Annotated in this window: 11 protein-coding genes; 5 read left to right on the top strand and 6 right to left on the bottom strand. The window is 72.2% G+C overall.

The features are described from left to right. Positions 1-21 precede the first annotated feature (21 nt). Positions 22-4,026 carry a phosphoribosylformylglycinamidine synthase gene (purL, locus tag ACNI65_RS13135; RefSeq protein ID WP_416757102.1) on the top strand — a complete coding sequence of 1,335 codons (4,005 nt, stop codon included), beginning with the start codon at positions 22-24 and terminating at the stop codon, positions 4,024-4,026. A 37-nt stretch (positions 4,027-4,063) separates the two neighbouring features. Here the strand turns inward: purL and ACNI65_RS13130 are convergent, their stop codons facing one another. The 5 genes from ACNI65_RS13130 to ACNI65_RS13110 form a co-directional block, all read right to left on the bottom strand. Further along, entirely contained in the window at positions 4,064-5,578 is a 1,515-nt protein-coding gene (locus ACNI65_RS13130; RefSeq protein WP_416757100.1) for a type II secretion system protein, read from the bottom strand. 160 nt (positions 5,579-5,738) lie between these two features. Beyond that, positions 5,739-6,743, bottom strand: coding sequence for an LLM class flavin-dependent oxidoreductase (locus tag ACNI65_RS13125; protein WP_416763525.1), 1,005 nt, complete (start codon positions 6,741-6,743; stop codon positions 5,739-5,741). A gap of 108 nt (positions 6,744-6,851) precedes the next feature. Next, the gene (locus ACNI65_RS13120) at positions 6,852-7,955 is read right to left on the bottom strand and encodes a S1C family serine protease (RefSeq protein WP_416763524.1); all 1,104 of its coding nucleotides are present in this window, start codon (positions 7,953-7,955) and stop codon (positions 6,852-6,854) included. Positions 7,956-8,009: 54 nt separating this feature from the next. Next, positions 8,010-9,224 carry a response regulator gene (locus ACNI65_RS13115; protein WP_416763523.1) on the bottom strand — a complete coding sequence of 405 codons (1,215 nt, stop codon included), beginning with the start codon at positions 9,222-9,224 and terminating at the stop codon, positions 8,010-8,012. After that, the gene (locus ACNI65_RS13110) at positions 9,221-12,841 is read right to left on the bottom strand and encodes a response regulator (protein ID WP_416763522.1); all 3,621 of its coding nucleotides are present in this window, start codon (positions 12,839-12,841) and stop codon (positions 9,221-9,223) included. The genes ACNI65_RS13115 and ACNI65_RS13110 overlap by 4 nt, the downstream gene beginning before the upstream one ends. Positions 12,842-12,979: 138 nt before the next feature. On the opposite strand from ACNI65_RS13110, the gene ACNI65_RS13105 reads away from it, so the two are divergent. Genes ACNI65_RS13105 through pdeM form a run of 4 tightly spaced genes read left to right on the top strand, consistent with a single transcriptional unit; the run spans position 12,980 to position 19,157 of the window. Continuing rightward, positions 12,980-14,110, top strand: coding sequence for a ligase-associated DNA damage response exonuclease (locus ACNI65_RS13105; protein ID WP_416763521.1), 1,131 nt, complete (start codon positions 12,980-12,982; stop codon positions 14,108-14,110). Beyond that, positions 14,107-15,816 (top strand): ATP-dependent DNA ligase, encoded by a 1,710-nt coding sequence (locus tag ACNI65_RS13100; RefSeq protein ID WP_416763520.1) that lies wholly within the window; start codon positions 14,107-14,109, stop codon positions 15,814-15,816. The genes ACNI65_RS13105 and ACNI65_RS13100 overlap by 4 nt, the downstream gene beginning before the upstream one ends. Further along, the gene (locus ACNI65_RS13095) at positions 15,813-18,431 is read left to right on the top strand and encodes a ligase-associated DNA damage response DEXH box helicase (protein WP_416763519.1); all 2,619 of its coding nucleotides are present in this window, start codon (positions 15,813-15,815) and stop codon (positions 18,429-18,431) included. Before ACNI65_RS13100 ends, ACNI65_RS13095 begins: the two co-directional genes overlap by 4 nt. Before the next feature lie 39 nt (positions 18,432-18,470). Next, entirely contained in the window at positions 18,471-19,157 is a 687-nt protein-coding gene (pdeM, locus tag ACNI65_RS13090) for a ligase-associated DNA damage response endonuclease PdeM (protein WP_416763518.1), read from the top strand. Positions 19,158-19,193: 36 nt separating this feature from the next. Here the strand turns inward: pdeM and ACNI65_RS13085 are convergent, their stop codons facing one another. Then, positions 19,194-19,430 carry a hypothetical protein gene (locus ACNI65_RS13085; RefSeq protein WP_416763517.1) on the bottom strand — a complete coding sequence of 79 codons (237 nt, stop codon included), beginning with the start codon at positions 19,428-19,430 and terminating at the stop codon, positions 19,194-19,196. Between the last annotated feature and the right edge of the window lie 110 nt (positions 19,431-19,540).

The following is a 19,540-nucleotide window of genomic DNA, read 5'->3' as shown; positions in this document are numbered from 1 at the left end:
GGCGCAACCCCCTGGGATCCCATGGCCAGCACCACCTCCTCCAAGCATCTGATTCACTTCGAGGGGGGCAATGCCCTCTCGTCCTTCCGAGCCGCGGCGCTGCTGGCGCGCCTGCAGGCCGTCAGCGACCGCATCACCGCGGTCCACGCGCGTCACGTCCACTGGGTCTGGACCGACGCGGCGCTCGACGCCGAGGGACGCGACAAGCTGGCCGCGCTGCTGAACTACGGCGATGCCTATGAAGGCCCGGCCGACGGCGGCCTGATCGTCGTGGCCCCGCGCCTGGGCACGCTGAGCCCCTGGGCCTCCAAGGCCACCGACATCGCCCACAACTGCGGCCTGGCCATCCACCGCGTGGAGCGCGTCACCGAGTTCCGCCTGACGCTCAAGTCCGGTCTGCTCGCTGGCCTGACCGGCGGCGCCAAGCCGCTGACCGAGGCCGAGCTCGTCGCCTGCGCCGAGCTGCTGCACGACCGCATGACCGAGAGCGTGCTGCTGTCGCGCGAGGACGCCGCCCATCTCTTCGACGACAAGCAGGCCCAGCCGCTGGCGCACGTGGACGTGCAGGGCCGCGGCCGCGCCGCGCTGGACGAGGCCAACGGCGCCTGGGGCCTGGCCCTGTCCGACGACGAGATCGACTACCTCGTGGCTGCCTTCACCAAGCTCGGCCGCAACCCGAGCGACGTCGAGCTCATGATGTTCGCGCAGGCCAACAGCGAGCACTGCCGCCACAAGATCTTCAACGCCCAGTTCACCATCGACGGCGAGGCTCAGCCGCTGTCGCTGTTCGGCATGATCCGCAACACCGAGAAGCTGCACCCGCAGCACACGGTGATCGCCTACGCGGACAACGCCGCGGTGATGGAAGGCCACGCGATCGAGCGCTGGATGCCCGCCGGCGACCAGCGCGCGCCGAAGTACGAAGCCCGTGCCGAGACCGCGCACGTGCTGATGAAGGTCGAGACGCACAACCACCCGACGGCCATCTCCCCGCACCCGGGCGCCTCCACGGGCGCCGGCGGCGAGATCCGCGACGAGGGCGCCACCGGCCGCGGCGCCAAGCCCAAGGCCGGCCTGACCGGCTTCTCGGTGTCCAACCTGCACCTGCCCGGCCTGGACGAGCCCTGGGAAAAGAGCCCGGTCGGCAAGCCCGCGCACATCGCCAGCGCGCGGCAGATCATGACCGAGGGACCGCTGGGCGGCGCCGCGTTCAACAACGAGTTCGGCCGTCCCGCGCTGGGCGGCTACTTCCGCGTCTATGAGCAGGACGTCGACGGCATCCGCCGCGGGTATCACAAGCCGATCATGATCGCCGGCGGTGTCGGCGCGATCCGCTCGGACCTGACCAGGAAGATCGAGTTCCCCGCCGGTTCGCTGCTGATCCAGCTCGGCGGCCCGGGCATGCGCATCGGCATGGGCGGCAGCGCCGCCAGCTCGATGGCCGCCGGCACCAACACGGCCGACCTGGACTTCGACTCGGTCCAGCGCGGCAACCCCGAGATCCAGCGCCGCGTGCAGGAGGTCCTGAACCACTGCTGGGGCCTGGCCGAGCGCAACCCCATCCTCGCCGTGCACGACGTCGGCGCGGGCGGCATCTCCAATGCCTTCCCCGAACTGGTGAACGACGCCGGCCGCGGAGCGACCTTCGACCTGCGCAAGGTCCCGCTGGAGGAGAGCGGCCTCGCGCCCAAGGAGATCTGGTGCAACGAGAGCCAGGAGCGTTACGTCCTGGCGATCGCGCCTGAGAGCCTCGACCTCTTCACCGCGATGTGCGAACGCGAGCGCTGCCCGTTCGCGGTCGTCGGCGTGACGACCGAGTCCCGCGAGCTGGTGCTGGAGGACGGCGCCCAGGGCGAGCGCGCCATCGACATGCCGATGGACGTGCTGCTGGGCAAGCCGCCCAAGATGCACCGCGACGTCCAGCGCGTGACGCGCTCGGGCGGCACGCTGACGCTGGACGGCGTCGAGCTGGCCACCGCCGCGCGCACCGTGCTGCGCCACCCGACCGTGGCGAGCAAGCGTTTCCTGGTCACCATCGGCGACCGCACCGTCGGCGGCCTGAACCATCGCGACCAGATGGTCGGCCCGTGGCAGGTGCCGGTGGCCGACTGCGCGGTCACGCTGGCCGACTTCAAGGGCTTCGCCGGCGAGGCGATGAGCATGGGCGAGCGCACGCCGCTGGCGGCCGTGGACGGCCCCGCGTCGGGCCGCATGGCCGTGGCCGAGGCCATCACCAACCTGCTGGCCGCGCCGATCGAGCTGTCGCGCGTGAAGCTGTCCGCCAACTGGATGGCCGCCTGCGGCGAGCCCGGCGAGGACGCCGCGCTGTATGACACCGTCAAGGCCGTCGGCATGGAACTGTGCCCGGCGCTGGGCGTGTCCATCCCGGTGGGCAAGGATTCCCTGTCGATGCGCACCCGCTGGTCCGAGGACGGCGCCACGAAACAGGTCACCGCGCCGGTGTCGCTGATCGTGTCGGCCTTCGCCTCGATCGCCGACGTGCGGGGCACGCTGACACCGCAACTGCGCGACGGTGACACCACGCTGGTGCTGGTCGACCTGGGCCAGGGCCGCATGCGCATGGGCGGCTCGATCCTGGCGCAGACGCTGAACCAGTTCGGCCCCGAGGTGCCCGACCTGGACGATCCGGCCCTGCTGACTTCGCTGGTGGCCGCGGTCAACGACCTGCGCGGCCAGGGCAAGCTGCTGGCGTACCACGACCGCAGCGACGGCGGCCTGTTCGCCGCGGCCCTGGAGATGGCCTTCGCCGGCCAGCGCGGCGTCAGCCTGAACGTGGACATGCTCGTCACCGAGGGCGACGGCATCAGCGACAGCCGCGCGGAGATGGGCGACTCCAAGAACTGGGCCTCGCAGGTCAGCGGCCGCCGCGACGAACTGACGCTCAAGGCGCTGTTCAACGAGGAACTCGGCGCCGTGCTGCAGGTGGCCACCGCCGACCGCGACGCCGTGCTGCAGACGCTGCGCGCGCATGGGCTGTCCAGGCAGTCGCACGTCGTGGGCAAGACCAACGACACGCGGCAGGCCGAGGTCTGGCGCGACGCGAAGAAGGTGTTCGCCGCGCCGTTGCACGAGCTGCAGCAGGAGTGGGACCAGGTGGCGTGGCGCATCTCGCGCGACCGCGACAACCCGGCCTGCGCCGACCAGGAACACGCGCTGTCCAAGACCCCGGGCCAGGGCCTGCACTGGCTGCCGAGCTTCGACGTCAAGGACGACGTCGCCGCGCCGTTCATCGCCAGCGGCGTGCGGCCCAAGGTCGCGATCCTGCGCGAGCAGGGCGTGAACTCGCATGTCGAGATGGCCTATGCGATGGCGCAGGCCGGCTTCGATGCCTACGACGTGCACATGAGCGACCTGCAGGCCGGCGCGGTCGATCTGAAGGACTTCAAGGGCTTCATCGCCTGCGGCGGTTTCAGCTACGGCGACACGCTGGGCGCGGGCGAGGGCTGGGCGCGGTCCATCCTGTTCAACCCGGTGCTGAAGGCGGCCTTCGAGGGCTTCTTCGCGCGCTCCGACAGCTTCGCGCTGGGCGTGTGCAACGGCTGCCAGATGCTGGCGGCGCTGTCGCCGATGATCCCGGGCGCCGAGCACTGGCCGAAGTTCGTCCGCAACCGCAGCGAGCAGTTCGAGGCCCGCCTGGCGCAGGTCGAGATCGTCGAGTCGCCGAGCATCTTCTTCACCGGCATGGCCGGCAGCCGGCTGCCGATCGCGGTGGCGCACGGTGAGGGCTTCGCGGACTTCTCGCAGCGCGGCAACCCCGAGCAGGTGCTGCGCGCGATGCGTTACGTCGACGGCGACGGTCAGCCCACCGAGCAGTACCCGCTCAACCCCAACGGCAGCCCGCAAGGCCTGACCGCGGTGACCACGGCCGATGGCCGCTTCACCGCGCTGATGCCGCATCCGGAGCGCGTGTTCCGCAATGTCCAGATGAGCTGGACCGCGGGCGACACGGCCGAGTTCAGCCCCTGGATGCGCATGTTCCGCAACGCGCGCAAGTGGGTGGGCTGATGCGGGTGGGCTGAGGCGGGCGGACTGACCCGCCCGTTCAGGGCGCGACGGGCCGGGCGAAGATCTCGGCCTCCGTTCGCCCGTCGCTGGACAGGGTCCAGATGCCTTGGCGCGTGGCGGCGGGCAAGGCTTGGCCCCAGCTGTCCCGCTGACGCGGGCGGCACACCACCAGGTGCATCACGCCGTCCTGGGCGCGATAGAGACCCAGGTTGGCCGCTCCGCATGGCGTGCCGGGCTGGCGGATCGTCGGCAGGCGGATGCCTCCGATGTCGGCGCTGCTGAAGGCGCCGATGCCGCCCGAGAAGTCGCCGATGCCACCTTCGACGATCAAGCTGCCGGCATCCGTCTTCAGATGGCCGTTGGCCACCCGCAAGTCCGCGCGGGCCAGGGCAGCCTCCCGGCCGCCGAAGCTGGCTCTCGGCCCGACCGTCAGGTCCCGGTCGATGTAGGCATTGCCGTTGACTTCCAGCGTCGCAGGGGGGACGTGCGCGCGTGCCGCGACGTACTGGTCGGTGGCGCGCAACGGGCGAGGTGGCGTGCCGGCGACCAGGCGCTTGCCCGCTTGGAGGTACTCGGCCACGCTGAGGTCCCGAGTCACCTCGAGGTTGGCGACGTTGCCCAGATCCTTGCCGTTGAAGTCCCAGGACTGGGTCGGCGGCGCGGAGCCGTCCTGGCAGGTGACGCCGGAGGTCCCGCCGCAACTGGTGGGCGGCGCGGCGGCGCGCGACGCGTTGGTGTCCACATAGGTCAGCGTGGCCAGCACGCCGGGGACACCGTCTTCAGCATCACGCAGGGGATTGGTGGCGGGTTGGCCTGCCGCGCTGCGCAGCTTGCGCGAGACCTTCGGCGAGCTGCCCGGCGGCGCGATCAGCGCGTCGGGGCCGATGGCCTGGATCGCGGCCTTGAGCTGCGCGGCCTGTCCGTACTGCAGCTTGCCCTGCGGGAAGAAGGGCTGGGAGTTGAACAGCATCAACGAGAACACCGGCTTGGGCGCGTCCGCGACCGTTCCGGTCGGCGGGGCGCAGTGGCGGCTGCAGCGTGTCGACACACGCCACCGCGGCACGGCCTGCGTGCCGGTGTGCCCGTCGACGATGGTGTCGCCGTGGATGAAGGGCAGGTCATCGGTGAGCCGCACGTAACCGAGGGCCTGCAGCTCGGCGATGGTGGGCTGGTAGACGTTGGCCACGGACTGACCGTCGATCTTCAGCCCGCAGCCCGCCAGGGCGGACGCCCCCCCTGCCGGGGTCGCGACGGCGCTGGCGCTGGACAGGTCGACCTCCGCGCAGCGCTGATGATCGGGCACCTGGGCCAGGATCTCGCGGCCATGGTCCCGGGTGTAGGCCGCTGCGCCCTCGCGCAGGACGGCCAGGCGCTCGCCGGCATGGCGGCCCTGTTCGACCATCTGCTGGAAGCGCAGCATCTCCAGCGCGCCGATGGACAGGCCGCCCGCGACGACCAGAACGAAGCTGATCTCCAGCAGGGTGAAGCCGGCCTGGCGACGCCGGGGCGCGACGGGAAGCAAGCGGAGGCGGGCAAGGAAGCAGGCAGACATGCGGCGGCGCTCGAAGTGGGCAATACCCCGCATCGTCCCAAGCCCGCCCGCGCACGCCTATCGGCGAAGTTGAGGCCGCGCGCGCCCGGCCTGCCGCGTGCGTGCCGGTGCGCTGACCGGGATCAGGGAGAGCGCTGCGCCTTGCGCACGCCGGGCCGGATCAGAGGCCGTGCGTGCCCGCGGCGATGCCCGCCAGCAGCTCGTACGAACGCCGCCGCGCCGCGGCGTCGTGCACCGCGCAGGCGACGATGAACTCGTCCGCGCCGGTGCGCTCGAGCGTGGCCTGCAGGCCCTCGCGGACCGTGCGCGGCGACCCCACGATGGACTCCGCCAGCATGCGCTCGACCGCCAGCTTCTCGCCGGCGGTCCACTGCGTGTCCATGCTGTCGATCGGTCGCGGCAGCGGCCCGCGCTGGCCGCGCTGCATGCCCAGGAAGCGCTGCTGCAGCGAGGTGAACAGGTGCTGCGCCTGCGCGTCGGTGTCGGCCACCACCACGTTCAGGCCGACCATCGCATAGGGCGTCGGATGACGCGCGCTGGGGCGGTACTGCGCGCGGTACATCTCCAGCGCCTGCATCAGCATCGACGGCGCGAAGTGCGAGGCGAACGCGAAGGGCAGCCCCAGGTAGGCGGCCAACTGCGCGCCGTACAGGCTCGATCCCAGCAGCCAGACCGGCACCTCGGTGCCCTGGCCGGGGATCGCGCGCACGACCTGGCCCGGCTGCTCGGGTGCGAGGTAGGCGATCAGCTCCAGCACGTCCTCGGGGAAACGGTCCTCGTGCGCAGTGGCCAGGTGGCGGCGCAGCGCGCGCATCGTGGGCCCGTCGGTGCCGGGCGCGCGCCCCAGGCCCAGGTCGATGCGGCCGGGGAACAGCGTGGCCAGCGTGCCGAACTGCTCGGCGATGGTCAGCGGGGCGTGGTTGGGCAGCATGATGCCGCCCGAGCCGACGCGGATCGTCGAGGTGGCGCCCGCGATCTGGCCGATCAGCACGGCCGTGGCGGACGAGGCGACGCCCTCCATGTTGTGGTGCTCGGCGACCCAGTAGCGGGTGTAGCCCAGGCGCTCCGCGTGCTGCGCGAGCGTGGTGCTGTCGTGGAGCGCCTGGGCGGCCGTGCCGCCCTCGACGATGGGCGCGAGGTCGAGGATCGAAAGACGTGGGTGCATGGGCGCGCAGTCTAGGCGGGGTGCCCGGACCGGGGCGGCGCCAGGGTTATCGCCGGATGAGGTAGGCGAGGTGCCCGAGCTGCCACGGCCGGTGGCCATCCGCGGGGCTCAGTCGCTCGTGAGCTGCGCCTGCACCTGCCGGGTCTTGCCGCCGTTCCACACGGTGAGGGTGATCTTCTCGCCGATCTGGCGCTCCTCGAGTTCATTGAGCAGCGTGTCCAGATCGGACACCGGCGTGCCGTTGACCGCGGTGATCACGTCGCCGCCGACGATGCGGCCGTCGCGTCCGCGCATGAACGGTTTCAGCCCGGCGCGCTGCGCGGCGCCGCCGGCCTGCAGGCCGATCAGCACCACGCCCTTGGGCAGGCGCAGCACCTGGCGCAGCTGCTCGGTGCCGGCCGTCAGGCCCAGCGCCGGGCGGATCACGCGCCCGTGCTGGATCAGCTGCGGGACGACGCGGTTGACCTCGTCGGCGGGGATCGCGAACCCGATGCCGTTGCTGCCGCCGCTGGGGCTGAAGATGGACGTGTTCACGCCGATCAGCCGCCCGGCCGAGTCCAGCAGCGGACCGCCCGAGTTGCCCGGGTTGATCGCCGCGTCGGTCTGGATGGCGTTGCGGATGGTGCGCTGGGTCAGCGACTCGATCTCGCGGTTGAGCGCCGACACGATGCCGCGCGTCAGGGTCTGGTCCAGGCCGAACGGGTTGCCGATCGCGTACACCGTCTGTCCCACGAGCAGCTCGCGGCTGCTGCCCATGGGCACGGGCAGCAGGCGTTCGCGCGGCGCGGTGATGCGCAGCACGGCGAGGTCGCGGTCCGGATCAACCCCCACGAGCCGCGCATCGAACGAACTCTGGTCCGACAGCGTCACCTTGGCCGCGGACGCGCCGCGGATCACATGGAAGTTGGTGACGATGTGCCCCTGCTCGTCCCAGAAGAACCCGGAGCCGGTGCCGCTGGGCACCTCGGTCACGTTGCGCGAGAAGAAGTCCCGCTGCTGCGACAGCGTCGTGATGTGCACCACCGACGGCGACACGCGGCGGAACACCGCGATGTTGTTCTGCTCCTGCGCGTCCAGCGGTCCGCGTGGTGTCACCGGGCGGGGCTGCTGGGCGTGGGACGCGGTGCTGAAGGTGCCGAGCGCGGCCAGGATGGCAAGGGGGACGATGACGGCCGGCACGACGGCGGGCGACAGGAGGGTGGAGCGGCGCATGGCGGGCGATTCTCCATGGCGCTCGCCGTCGATCAAGCCCCGGTCAAGCCTCGATCAGGCTTCGGGCAGCGGCGCGTTGGCGGTGTCTATCCAGTCCTGCTTGCGCTGCAGGGTCTCGTCGTCGTCGGCGAAGCGGCGGGCGATGTCCTGGAACTCGTCCTGGATGCGGATGAACGCGTCGACGACGACGGGGTCGAAGTGCGTGCCGCGGCCCTCGACGATGATCCCCAGCGCCTCCCGATGCGACATCGCCGGCTTGTACACGCGGCGGCTGATCAACGCGTCGTAGACGTCCGCCAGGGCCATCAGGCGGGCCGCGAGCGGAATGGCCTCGCCGCGCAGCCCCTCCGGGTAGCCCGAGCCGTCCCACTTCTCCTGGTGGCCGTAGGCGATGTCCTTGGCCATGGACAGGAACAGCACCGGCGTGCCGAGCTGGGCCTCGGCCTGCGCGATCGCGTCGCGGCCCAGCGCGGGATGGGCCTTCATGATCTCGAACTCGGCCGGCGTGAACCGCCCGGGCTTGAGCAGGATGCGATCCGGAATGCCGATCTTGCCGATGTCGTGCAGCGGTGCCGACTTGAACAGCGTCGCCACGTACTCCGGCGTCAGCAGCTCGCGCAGCGCCGGCTGCTCGCGCAGCGCCACGGCCAGGGCCTTGACGTAATGCTGCGTGCGGCGGATGTGGTTGCCGGTGTCGCTGTCGCGCGTCTCCGCCAGCGAGGCCATGGCCAGGATGGTCACGTCCTGGATCGCCGCGAGCTCCGCGCCCCGGCGCGCGACCTCCGCTTCCAGGTACGCGGCCTTGTCGCGCAGGAAGTCCGCGCTGGCCTTGAGCCGCAGGTGCGTGCGCACCCGCGCCCGCACGATGGGCGGGCTGATCGGCTTGGTGATGTAGTCCACCGCGCCCATCGCCAGGCCGCGCGTCTCGTCGGCGACGTCGGAGCGCGCGGTCAGGAAGATCACCGGCACGTCGCGCGTGGCCGGATCGGCCTTGAGCCGCTCGCAGACCTCGTACCCGTCCATGCCCGGCATCATGACGTCCAGCAGGATCAGGTCGGGGCGCGGCTCGGCCGCCGCGATGCGCAGCGCCTTCTCGCCATGATTGGCGATCTTCACGCGGTAGCGGTCGCGCAGCAGCTCGCTCATCAGCGTGAGGTTGTCCGGCGTGTCGTCGACGACGAGCACGGTCGCGCCGTCGGTGGGGTCGGCGAGCGCGGCGGGCGAGGGACCTGAGGCCGACGTCGAGGTGAGCGTGGAAAAGGGGCTCATGCGGGACTCCCGGACGAGGAACGCGGATCGGCGGGCGAGGCGGACTCGGCGGCGTCGATGGCCAGCAGCGCCAGCGCCGCGTCGAAATCGAATCGCGCCGCGGCATCGGCCGCGCGGCGCAGTCCCCGCAGCCGCGCCGTGGGCAGCGGCAGGCGGTCGAGCAGCTCGGACAGCGCCTGCGCCGCGTCGGCGGCGGCCGAGTCGCTGTCCTCGAGCAGCGCCGCGAGCCGCGCGATCGTGTCCTGCAGCCGCGCGCGCGAGGCGTCGTCCAGGACTGCCGGGGCCTGCGACGCCGACGGGCCGGTCCCGGTGGAGGATGCCCCCGGCGACGCCGCCGCCAGCATCGCCTCGCGTGCCAGGTGCCGGCCCAGCGAGACCAGCAGCGTGGCCAGCAGCGACTGGGCGCGCACGAGCAGCGGTTCGCGCTCCGCGGCGCTCACGCGTTGCGCGCAGGCCTGCTCCAGCGCATGCGCCGCCGCGGCGAGCGGCCGCGCGCCCAGCGTGCCCGCCGCGCCGCGCAGCGAATGCGCCAGCCGGGTCATCGTCGCGTGATCGGCCGCGGTGGCGGCCTCGGCGAAGCTCGCGGCGAAGTCGCTCTGCGAGTCGTGGAAGGTGCGCAGCAGCTTGCGGTACAGCGGCAGGTGGCCGCCGGCCGTGGCCAGACCGGCCTGCGTGTCCAGTCCGGCGATCTGGGGCAGGTCGTCGCGGACCTCCTCCTCGGGGGCCTGGCCGCCTCGGCGCGTGTCCACGCGCCCGCCCGCGCCAGAGTGCGCGTCGACGCGGACACCCGCCCCGGAGCGCGTGTCGACACGGCCACCCGCGCCGGAGCGCGTGTCCATCGGCACGGCCGCGCTCGGCATCGCCGGGCGGACCCAGCGGGCGAGGGTCTCGAACAGCAGGTCGACGTTGAGCGGCTTGGGGATGTGGTCGTTCATCCCGGCGGCCAGGACCTTCTCCCGGTCGCCGCTCATCGCGTTGGCGGTCATCGCGATCACCGGCAGCGCGCGCCAGCGCGGATCCGCGCGCAGCGCGCGGGTCGCCGCGTAGCCGTCCAGCACCGGCATCTGGCAGTCCATCAGCACGCCGTCGAAGCCCTCGGGGGAGGCCGCGAGCAGCTCCAGCGCGATGCGGCCGTGCGCCGCCAGCGTGACGTGGATGCCGGCGTCCTCCAGCAGCGCGGCGGCCAGTTCCTGGTTGAGCTCGTTGTCCTCGGCCACCAGGATGCGGGCGCCGGCCAGCGCGCGCATGGCCTCGCGCGCCGAGTCACGCCGGCGTTGCGCCGCGGGCAGCGGCAGGTCGACATGGCCGAGCGCCTCGCCGATCGCGCTCAACAGCGTGGAGGCCGTCACCGGCTTGGTCAGCAGCACCGGACGGCGCGCGCCGCCCGGCCCATGGCCGGCGGCGGCCAGCGCGGCGGTCAGCGAGTCGTCGCGGCCGAAGGAGGTCACCAGCACCACCGCCGGGGGCGTCTCCAGGCGCCCGTCGCCCAGCTGGCGCGTGGCGGCCAGGCCATCGAGCACCGGCATCTGCCAGTCCATCAGCACCAGCGAGTAGGGCTGCCCGTCGGACTGCGCGCGCTCGGCGTCGCGGATCGCCGCGGCGCCGTCGGCCGCGGTGCTGACATCCAGCCCGAAGCTCGCGCCCAGCGTGGACAGGATCTCGCGCGCGGCGCGGTTGTCGTCGACGACCAGCGTGCGCAGGCGCGCCAGCTCATGGGCCATCAGCGCGCGCCGCGCCGGCAGATCGGAACCCTCCGGCTGGAGCGCGAAGCGCGCGCTGAAGTGGAAGGTCGAGCCCACGCCCGGCGCCGATTCCAGCCAGATGCGCCCGCCCATCATCTCCACGAGCTGCTTGCAAATCGCCAGTCCCAGCCCGCTGCCGCCGTACTTGCGCGTCGTGGAGCTGTCGGCCTGGCTGAAGCTCTGGAAGAGCCGCGCCTGCTGCTCGGGCGTCATGCCGATGCCGGTGTCGCGGACCCAGAAATGCAGCTCGACCTCGGGTGTGCACACCGCGTCCAGCGAGGCACCGGCCTCCTTGGCGCCCAGCGTCATCGACTCGATGCCCACGATGATCTCGCCGCGTTCGGTGAACTTGGCCGCGTTGTTGCCGAGGTTGACCAGCACCTGCCCGAGCCGCAGCGGATCGCCGACCAGCGCGGTGGGCAGGTCCGGCGGCACGTTCAGCAGCAGCTCCAGGCCCTTGTCCTCGACGCGGAAGCCGATCAGGTTGACCAGGTGGTCGAGCACGTCCTCCATGCGGAAGGGCACGCATTCCAGGCTGAGCTTGCCGGCCTCGATGCGGCTGAAGTCCAGGATGTCGTCGATCACGCCCAGCAGGTTCTCGGCCGAGCGGTGCACCTTCTCGATGTAGTTGCGCTGGCGGGTGTCCAGGCCGGTCTGCAGCGCCAGGTGGGACATGCCGATGATCGCGTTCATCGGGGTGCGGATCTCGTGGCTCATGTTGGCCAGGAAATCGGACTTGGCGCGCGTGGCGTCCTCGGCGTCCTCCTTGGCCCGCTGCAGCGCGTCCTGCGCGCGTTCGCGCTCGGCCAGCGCCGCCTGCAACTGGTGGTGCTGGTCCTGGAGTTCCAGCTCCTTGCGCTCGCGCGCGGCGCCGTGGGCCAGGCTGCGCAAGGACGCCGCGAGCAGCCCGAAGGCCAACAGCGCCACCAGCGCGGCGATGCCCACGCGCGTGGCGCTGGGCTCCAGCGCGTCCAGGTCACCGAGCAGCACCAGGCGCCAGGGGCCGGACGGGTCGTTCCAGGCCACGTCCGCCTGGACGGCCGCGTGGCGGGTGCCGTCGACCTCCACGGTCGGCCCGCCCAGCGCGAAGGGCAGGCTGTGCGCGCGCGACGGGTCCTCGAAGAGCTTGCCGAACTGGCCGCCGCCGGTAAGCGCCTTGGCACGCTGCGGCGTCGAGGTGCCGTCCAGGCTCATGCGCCAGTCCGGGCGGCTGGCCGCGAGCACCACGCCCTGCGGCGACACGAGCAGCGCGCCGGCGTAGCTGCGCGTGTCCAGGAAACGATCCAGCGCGTCGGCGTAGAGCCGCGCGGCCAGGACGCCGACGATCTCGCCGCTCTGGCCGGGCTGGCGGTAGATCGGCGCGGCCAGCCAGAAGGCGCGCTGGCCGGTGGTGATGCTGATGCCGGCGAAGACGTTGGGCTGTCCGCGCATGGCCTGGCGGTAGTACTGGCGGAAGCTGACGTCCAGCCCGATCGGGGAGACGCCCTCGTCGTCCCAGGCCGCGATGATCCGGCCGCGTGCATTGACGACATAGGCCAGCTGCGCGCCGACGCTGGTGCCGATGACCTCCAGCGTGTCGAAGGCGGGCCGGTCGCGGCGCGCCTCGGTGGTGTCGGTGAGCGCCGCCGCGGTCTTGAGCGCGGGATTGAGCTGGCCGGCCAGCACCACCGCGCCCATGCCCTTGCCGGTCAGCGTCAGGCCCTGCAGCGCGATCGCCTCGCGCTGGGCGGCATTGGCCAGGGTGCGGCGGAAATCGTGCTCGAGCGAGCGTCGGTGGGTCTCGCTCGCGGCGACACCCAGCGCCAGCGCCACCCCCGCGGCGAGCAGCCACGCGGTGCGGCGGTGTCGCAGCAACCAGTCGGAGACACGACCCATCCCTTTCCCTCCCTGGAGAAGCCCGGTCGGCAGGCGCCGGGCCATGGTGGATGAACGCCGAGGCAGTGTAGGGGATCCTCACCGGTCGCGGGCTCGTCCTACAGGCGCGGCGCGGCGCGCGCACTAGCATCGGGCGTCATGGCCAGCCTTCCCAGCGACCTGTCCTGCGACCTGCCCGGCGATCGACCCGGCGATCTCGTCGTCGCCCGGCCCGCCGGGCTCTACTGCCCGCCGGGCGACTTCTACATCGACCCCTGGCGGCCGGTGGACCGTGCCGTGATCACGCACGGGCACAGCGACCACGCGCGCATGGGGCATGGCCACTACCTGGCGCATCACGACAGCGCGGCCATCCTGCGCCGGCGCCTGGGCGAGGACATCACGCTGCAGACGCTGGCCTACGGCGAGGTCATCGAGCACCACGGCGTTCGCGTCTCGCTGCATCCCGCCGGACACGTGCTCGGATCCGCGCAGGTGCGGCTGGAACACGCCGGCCGGGTCTGGGTGGCCTCGGGCGACTACAAGCTGGAGGCGGACGGCACCTGCGCACCGTTCGAGCCGGTGCGCTGCGACACCTTCATCACCGAATCCACCTTCGGGCTGCCGATCTACCGATGGCCATCGCAGGCCGCGCTCTTCGCCGAGATCGACGCGTGGTGGCGCGCCAACGCGGCCGCCGGACGGGCGTCGGTCCTCTACGCCTACGCGCTGGGCAAGGCGCAGCGGCTGCTGCACGGCGTGGATGCGTCCATCGGCCCGATCGTGGCGCACGGGGCGGTCGAGCCGCTCAATGCCGTCTATCGCGCCGCGGGCGTGGCGTTGCCGCCGACCTTTCACGCCGCGGATCCGGCGCTGGACAAGGCGGCGCTCGCCCGCGCGCTGGTCATCGCGCCGCCGTCGGCCGGACGCTCGCCGTGGATACGGCGTTTCGGCAGCGACCCCTCGGACGCCTTCGCCAGCGGCTGGATGCAGCTGCGCGGCACGCGGCGCCGACGGGGCGTGGACCGGGGATTCGTCGTGTCTGACCACGCGGACTGGCCGGGCCTGATGGCGGCCATCCGCGGCACCGGCGCGGAGCGGGTCTTCGTCACGCATGGCAGCGTGCCGGTGATGGTGCGCTGGCTGCGCGAGCTGGGCCTGGACGCGCAGGCCTTCAAGACCGAGTACGGCGAGGAGGCCGAGGAGGGTGGGCCGGATGAGCAGTCCGAGAAGTCCGAGCAGTCCAAGCCGGCCGAGCCGGCCGAAGGCATCGAGGAGAACGACGCGTGAAGGCCTTCGCCGCGCTGTATCGCGAGCTGGACGCGTCGACCTCGCAGCGCGCCAAGCAGGCCGCGCTGCAGGCCTACCTGCGCGCGGCGCCGGCCGCGGACGCCGCCTGGGCGGTCTTTTTCCTGGCGGGCGGCAAGCCTCGGCAACTCGTGCCCTCGCGCTTCCTGCGTGAGCAGGCGCGGCTGGTCGCGGGGCTGCCGGAATGGCTGTTCGACGAGAGCTACGAAGCTGTCGGCGACCTCGCGGAGACGATCGCCTTGCTGCTGCCCGAGCCGACCGCGATGTTCGAGCGCTCATTGGCGGACTGGATGACGCAGCACCTGCTGCCGCTGCGCGGTCAGCCGCCGGAGGCGCTCGCGATTGCGTTGCAGGGCCAGTGGGCGGCGCTGGCGCCCGAGCAGCGTTTCGTGCACGGCAAGCTGATCACCGGCGCCTTCCGCGTGGGGGTGTCGCGGCTGCAGGTCACGCAGGCGCTCGCGGCGATCAGCGGCGTGGACGCCAAGCTCGTCGCGCAACGTCTGATGGGCTACACGCAGCCCGGCGCGCGCCCGGCCGCCGCGGATTACGAGGCCCTGGTCGCGCCCGAGCTCGAGGGCGCGATCGAACTCGGCCCGGACGGGCTGCCGCTTGCCGGCGGCGCTGAGGCGGGAGGAGGGCGGCCGTCGCGCGGACTTCAGCCCTATCCATTCTTCCTCGCGCATCCGCTGTCGCTGCCGCTCGCGCGTTTCGATGAGAGCCTGGGGCCGGCCGAGGACTGGCTGGTCGAGTGGAAGTGGGACGGCATCCGGGCGCAACTGGTGTGCCGTGGCGGCGAGGTCGCGATCTGGTCGCGCGGTGAGGAGCTCGTCACCGACCGCTTTCCCGAGTTGCGCGCGATGGGCGAGGCGCTGCCCTCGGGCACGGTGCTGGACGGCGAGATCCTCGTCTGGCGCGAGGGCCGCGCCGCGCCCTTCGCCGAGCTGCAGCGCCGCCTGGGCCGCAAGACGCTGGGGCCGAAGCTGCTGCGGGACCTGCCGGTCGCGCTGTGCGTGTATGACCTGCTGGAGCACGACGGCGAGGACCTGCGCGAGCGCCCGCAGCGCGAGCGTCGAGAGCGCCTGGAACAGCTGGTGGCGGCGCATCCGCTGCCCGGGCTCGTGCTGAGCCCGCGCCTGACCGGCGCCGACTGGGCGTCGCTGGCGCGCGAGCGCGAGCAGGCGAGGGCGCTCGGCGTGGAGGGGATGATGCTCAAGCGACTGGACGCGCGTTATGGCGTCGGGCGGACGAAGGATGTCGGCGTGTGGTGGAAATGGAAGATCGATCCGCTGTCCGTGGACGCGGTGCTGATCTACGCGCAGCGCGGCCACGGGCGGCGCGCGAGCCTCTACACCGACTACACCTTCGCGGTCTGGAACGGTCCGCCGGAGGATCCGGCGCGCGCGCTGGTGCCGTTCGCGAAGGCCTACTCGGGGCTGACCGACGCGGAGATCCGCGATGTCGACGCCGTCATCCGCAAGACCACCGTGGAGAGCTTCGGCCCGGTGCGCAGCGTCACGCCGACGATGGTGTTCGAGCTGGGCTTCGAAGGGATCGCGCGCAGCGGCCGGCACAAGAGCGGCATCGCCGTGCGCTTCCCCCGCATGCTGCGACGGCGGGAGGACAAGCCGGTCGACGAGGCCGACACGCTGCAGTCGCTGCAGGCGCTCCTGCCCGAGGGCGCGGCATGAGGGCGGCACGACCTGCAGCGCGCACCGGAGCGCGCCCCACAGCGCGTCCCCCATCGCGCCCCGCCGGCCTCGCGCCGATCGACGACTGGGTCGCTACCCAAGGCTGGACCGCCTTCCCGTTCCAGCGTCGCGTCTGGGAGGAGATGGCGCGGGGTCGCAGCGGGCTACTGCATTCGAGCACCGGCAGCGGCAAGACGCTGGCGGTGTGGCTGGGCGCGCTCGCGGCCTTGCGCGAGACGGTGGGCGCGCAGGCCCGCGAGATCGCCGGCAAGACCGTTGCGCCACCGCTCACCGTGCTCTGGATCACGCCGATGCGGGCGCTGGCCGCGGACACGCTGCGCGCGCTGACGCGGCCGATGGCGGATCTGTGTCCCGGTTGGACCGCCGGGCTGCGCAGCGGCGACACGACGTCCGCGCAGCGCGCCGCGCAGGACCGGCGGCTGCCGACGGTGCTCGTGACGACGCCGGAGAGCCTGTCGCTGCTGCTGTCGCGCGCCGATGCGCGCGAGCAGCTCGGTCAGGTGCGCCTGGTCGTCGTCGACGAATGGCATGAGCTGATGGGCAACAAGCGCGGCGTGCAGACCCAGCTCGCGCTGGCCCGCCTTCGCCGCTTCCGCGATGAACGAAGCGCTCCTCTTGCCCCCTCTCCCGCAGGGCGGGAGAGGGCGGGGGTGAGGGCCAGCGGCCGTGGCAGTGCGCTGATGACCTGGGGGTTGTCGGCGACGCTGGGCAACCTGGACGAGGCCTTGCGCACGTTGGTGGGACGCGAGACACCCGACGCCGTGCTGGTCCAGGGCGAGACCGACAAGACGCTGCTGATCGACACGCTGCTGCCCGAGACCGTCGAGCGATTCGCCTGGGCCGGTCACCTGGGCCTGCGGATGCTGCCGCAAGTGGTCGAGGCGATCGAGGAGAGCGCGAGCTGCCTGGTCTTCACCAACATGCGCTCGCAGGCCGAGCGCTGGTATCTCGCCCTGCTGGAAGCGCGCCCCGACTGGGCCGGCGTGATCGCGCTGCACCACGGATCGCTGGACCGCGAGGTGCGCGAGTGGGTCGAGCTCGGGCTCAAGGAAGGGCGCTTGAAGGCGGCCGTATGCACGTCGAGCCTGGACCTGGGCGTGGACTTCCTGCCGGTGGACCGCGTGCTGCAGATCGGCTCGGCCAAGGGCGTGGCCCGCCTGGTGCAACGCGCCGGGCGATCGGGCCACGCGCCGGGCCGGCCGTCGCGGATCACGCTGGTCCCCACGCACAGCCTGGAACTGGTCGAGGCCGCCGCCGCGCGCGATGCCGTGCGCGCCGGCCAGATCGAGGCGCGCCACAGTCCCGTCGCGCCGCTGGACGTGCTGGTGCAGCACCTGGTCACGGTCGCACTGGGCGGCGGCTTCGAGCCCGACGCGTTGCTCGACGAGATCCGCGGCACCGTGGCCTATGAGACGCTCACCCCCGCGTCCTGGGCCTGGTGCCTGGACTTCGTGCGCCAGGGCGGCCCGTCGCTGACGGCCTATCCGGACTATCACCGCGTCGTGCCCGACGAGACCGGCCTGTGGCGCGTGCCCGATGCGCGCCTGGCCCGCCGACACCGCGTCAACATCGGCACCATCGTCAGCGATGCCGCCATCAGCGTGCAGTACCTGAGCGGCGGCAAGCTCGGCACGGTGGAGGAGGGCTTCATCGCGCGGCTGCGTCCCGGCGACGCCTTCCTGTTCAGCGGGCGCCTGCTGGAACTGGTGCGCGTGGAGCAGATGACCGCCTTCGTGCGCCGCGCGACGGCCGGACGCGCCGCGGTGCCGCGATGGAATGGCGGACGCATGCCGCTGTCGAGCACGCTGGCCGACGCGGTGCTGCGCGAGCTGGCCGCGGCGGATCAGGACCGATACGACGCGCCGGAGATGCGCTGCGTGCGACCGCTGCTCGAGCTGCAACGCCGCTGGTCGCACCTGCCCACGCCCGACGTGCTGGTCGCCGAGACGCTCAAGTCCCGCGAGGGCTGGCACCTGTTCCTCTATCCCTTCGCCGGCCGCCAGGTGCACCTGGGCCTGGCGGGCCTGCTGGCCTGGCGCGCGGCGCAGCCGGAGACGGGCACCTTCTCCATCGCGCTGAACGATTACGGCCTGGAGCTGCTCAGCGCCAAGCCGATCGATTGGGCGGAACGCCTGCCGGGTCTGCTCACGCTCTCGCCGATGGACGCGCTGCTGCGCGAGGTCCTCGAGAGCCTGAACGCCACCGAGCTCGCTCGTCGGCGCTTCCGCGAGATCGCGCGCATCTCGGGGCTCATCTTCCAGAGTCACCCCGGCGAGCGACGCAGCAATCGGCAGCTGCAGGCCTCGGCCTCGCTGTTCTTCGAGGTCTTCCAACAGCACGACCCCGACAACCAGCTGCTCGTGCAGGCGCGCCAGGAGCTGCTGACGCAGGAGCTCGACGTTCGCCATCTCGCGGCGGCGCTGGCCCGCATGAGCGCGCAGACGCTGCGCGTGCAGCCTCTACGCCGGCCGACGCCGCTGGCCTTCCCGCTGATGGTCGAGCGCTTCCGCGAGAAGCTCAGCAACGAGTCGCTGGCCGATCGCATCGCCCGCATGGTCGCCGACCTGGAGCGCAACGCCGATGCCGCGCGTTGAGGGCCGATGAACACGGCGCGGCCGGGCGATGATCGCGGGATGTCACTCGATGTCGACGTCCCCGAGGGCGCGCTCGCCCGCACGCTGGCCGGCGAGCGCGTCTGGCTGCTGCCGCAGCGCGCGTTGTGGTGGCCGGCGACGGGCACGGTCTTCGTGGCCGACGTGCATCTGGGCAAGGCCGCGACCTTCCGGGCGCTCGGTCAGCCGGTGCCCTCCGGCACGACGCAGGACAACCTCGATCGCCTGAGCGCGGTGCTTGAGGCCACGCGCGCGGCGCGACTGGTCGTGCTGGGGGACTTCCTGCACGCCGCCGCGGCGCAGCAGGCCCGGGTGCTCGATCCGGTGCATCGCTGGCGCGAGCGTCACGCGGCGGTCGAGGTGGTGTTGATCCGCGGCAACCATGACAGCCGCGCCGGCGATCCGCCGGCCTCGCTGCGCATCCGGATCGAGGATGAGCCGCATGCGATGCCGCCTTTCGCGGCCAACCACCATCCGCGGACCGTGGCCGGCGCCTACGCGCTGGCCGGCCACCTGCATCCGGCGGTGACGCTGCATGGCCGTGCCCACGAGCGTCAGCGGCTCGCGTGCTTCTGCGAGACGCCGGACCTGATGATCCTGCCGGCCTTTGGGGCGTTCACGGGCACCACGTCAGCCGGCATGCCCGCGGACGCGCGTTGCCACGCGGTGGGTGGCGGGGTGGTGTGGGCGGCGCCTGAGCGCACCTGATCGCGGCTGATCGTGCCTGGTCGTGCCTGAACGGGCTCAGGGGTGAAAACCGCCGACGTCGGTGTGGAAATCGCCGACCTCGGTCCATTCGCGCAGGTCGGCGGGCACGCCGAAGGCCTTGGACACGGCGCGCGCCGCTTCCTCCGCCGAGGCGAACGAGTCGCCCCACGGCATGCTGTCGTGTTTCACGCGCCAACGCCTGGACAGGCGCGGCTTGATCGTGAACGTGCCGTCCAGGCTCTGGAAGACGTAAGAGACGGTATCGATGTCCATGCTGAGCTCCGGGGCGCCGGACCGACCACCCTAACAAACCTGGCGGCAACTGTCATTCCCGCGTCGCGCGAGCGAGGGACGGTGCAGCACTCGCACGCGCGAGGCGGCGC

The sequence above is a fragment of the Roseateles sp. So40a genome, from assembly GCF_048081605.1.
GTDB lineage: Bacteria > Pseudomonadota > Gammaproteobacteria > Burkholderiales > Burkholderiaceae_C > Roseateles.
This window is presented reverse-complemented; position numbering and strand designations above follow the sequence as displayed.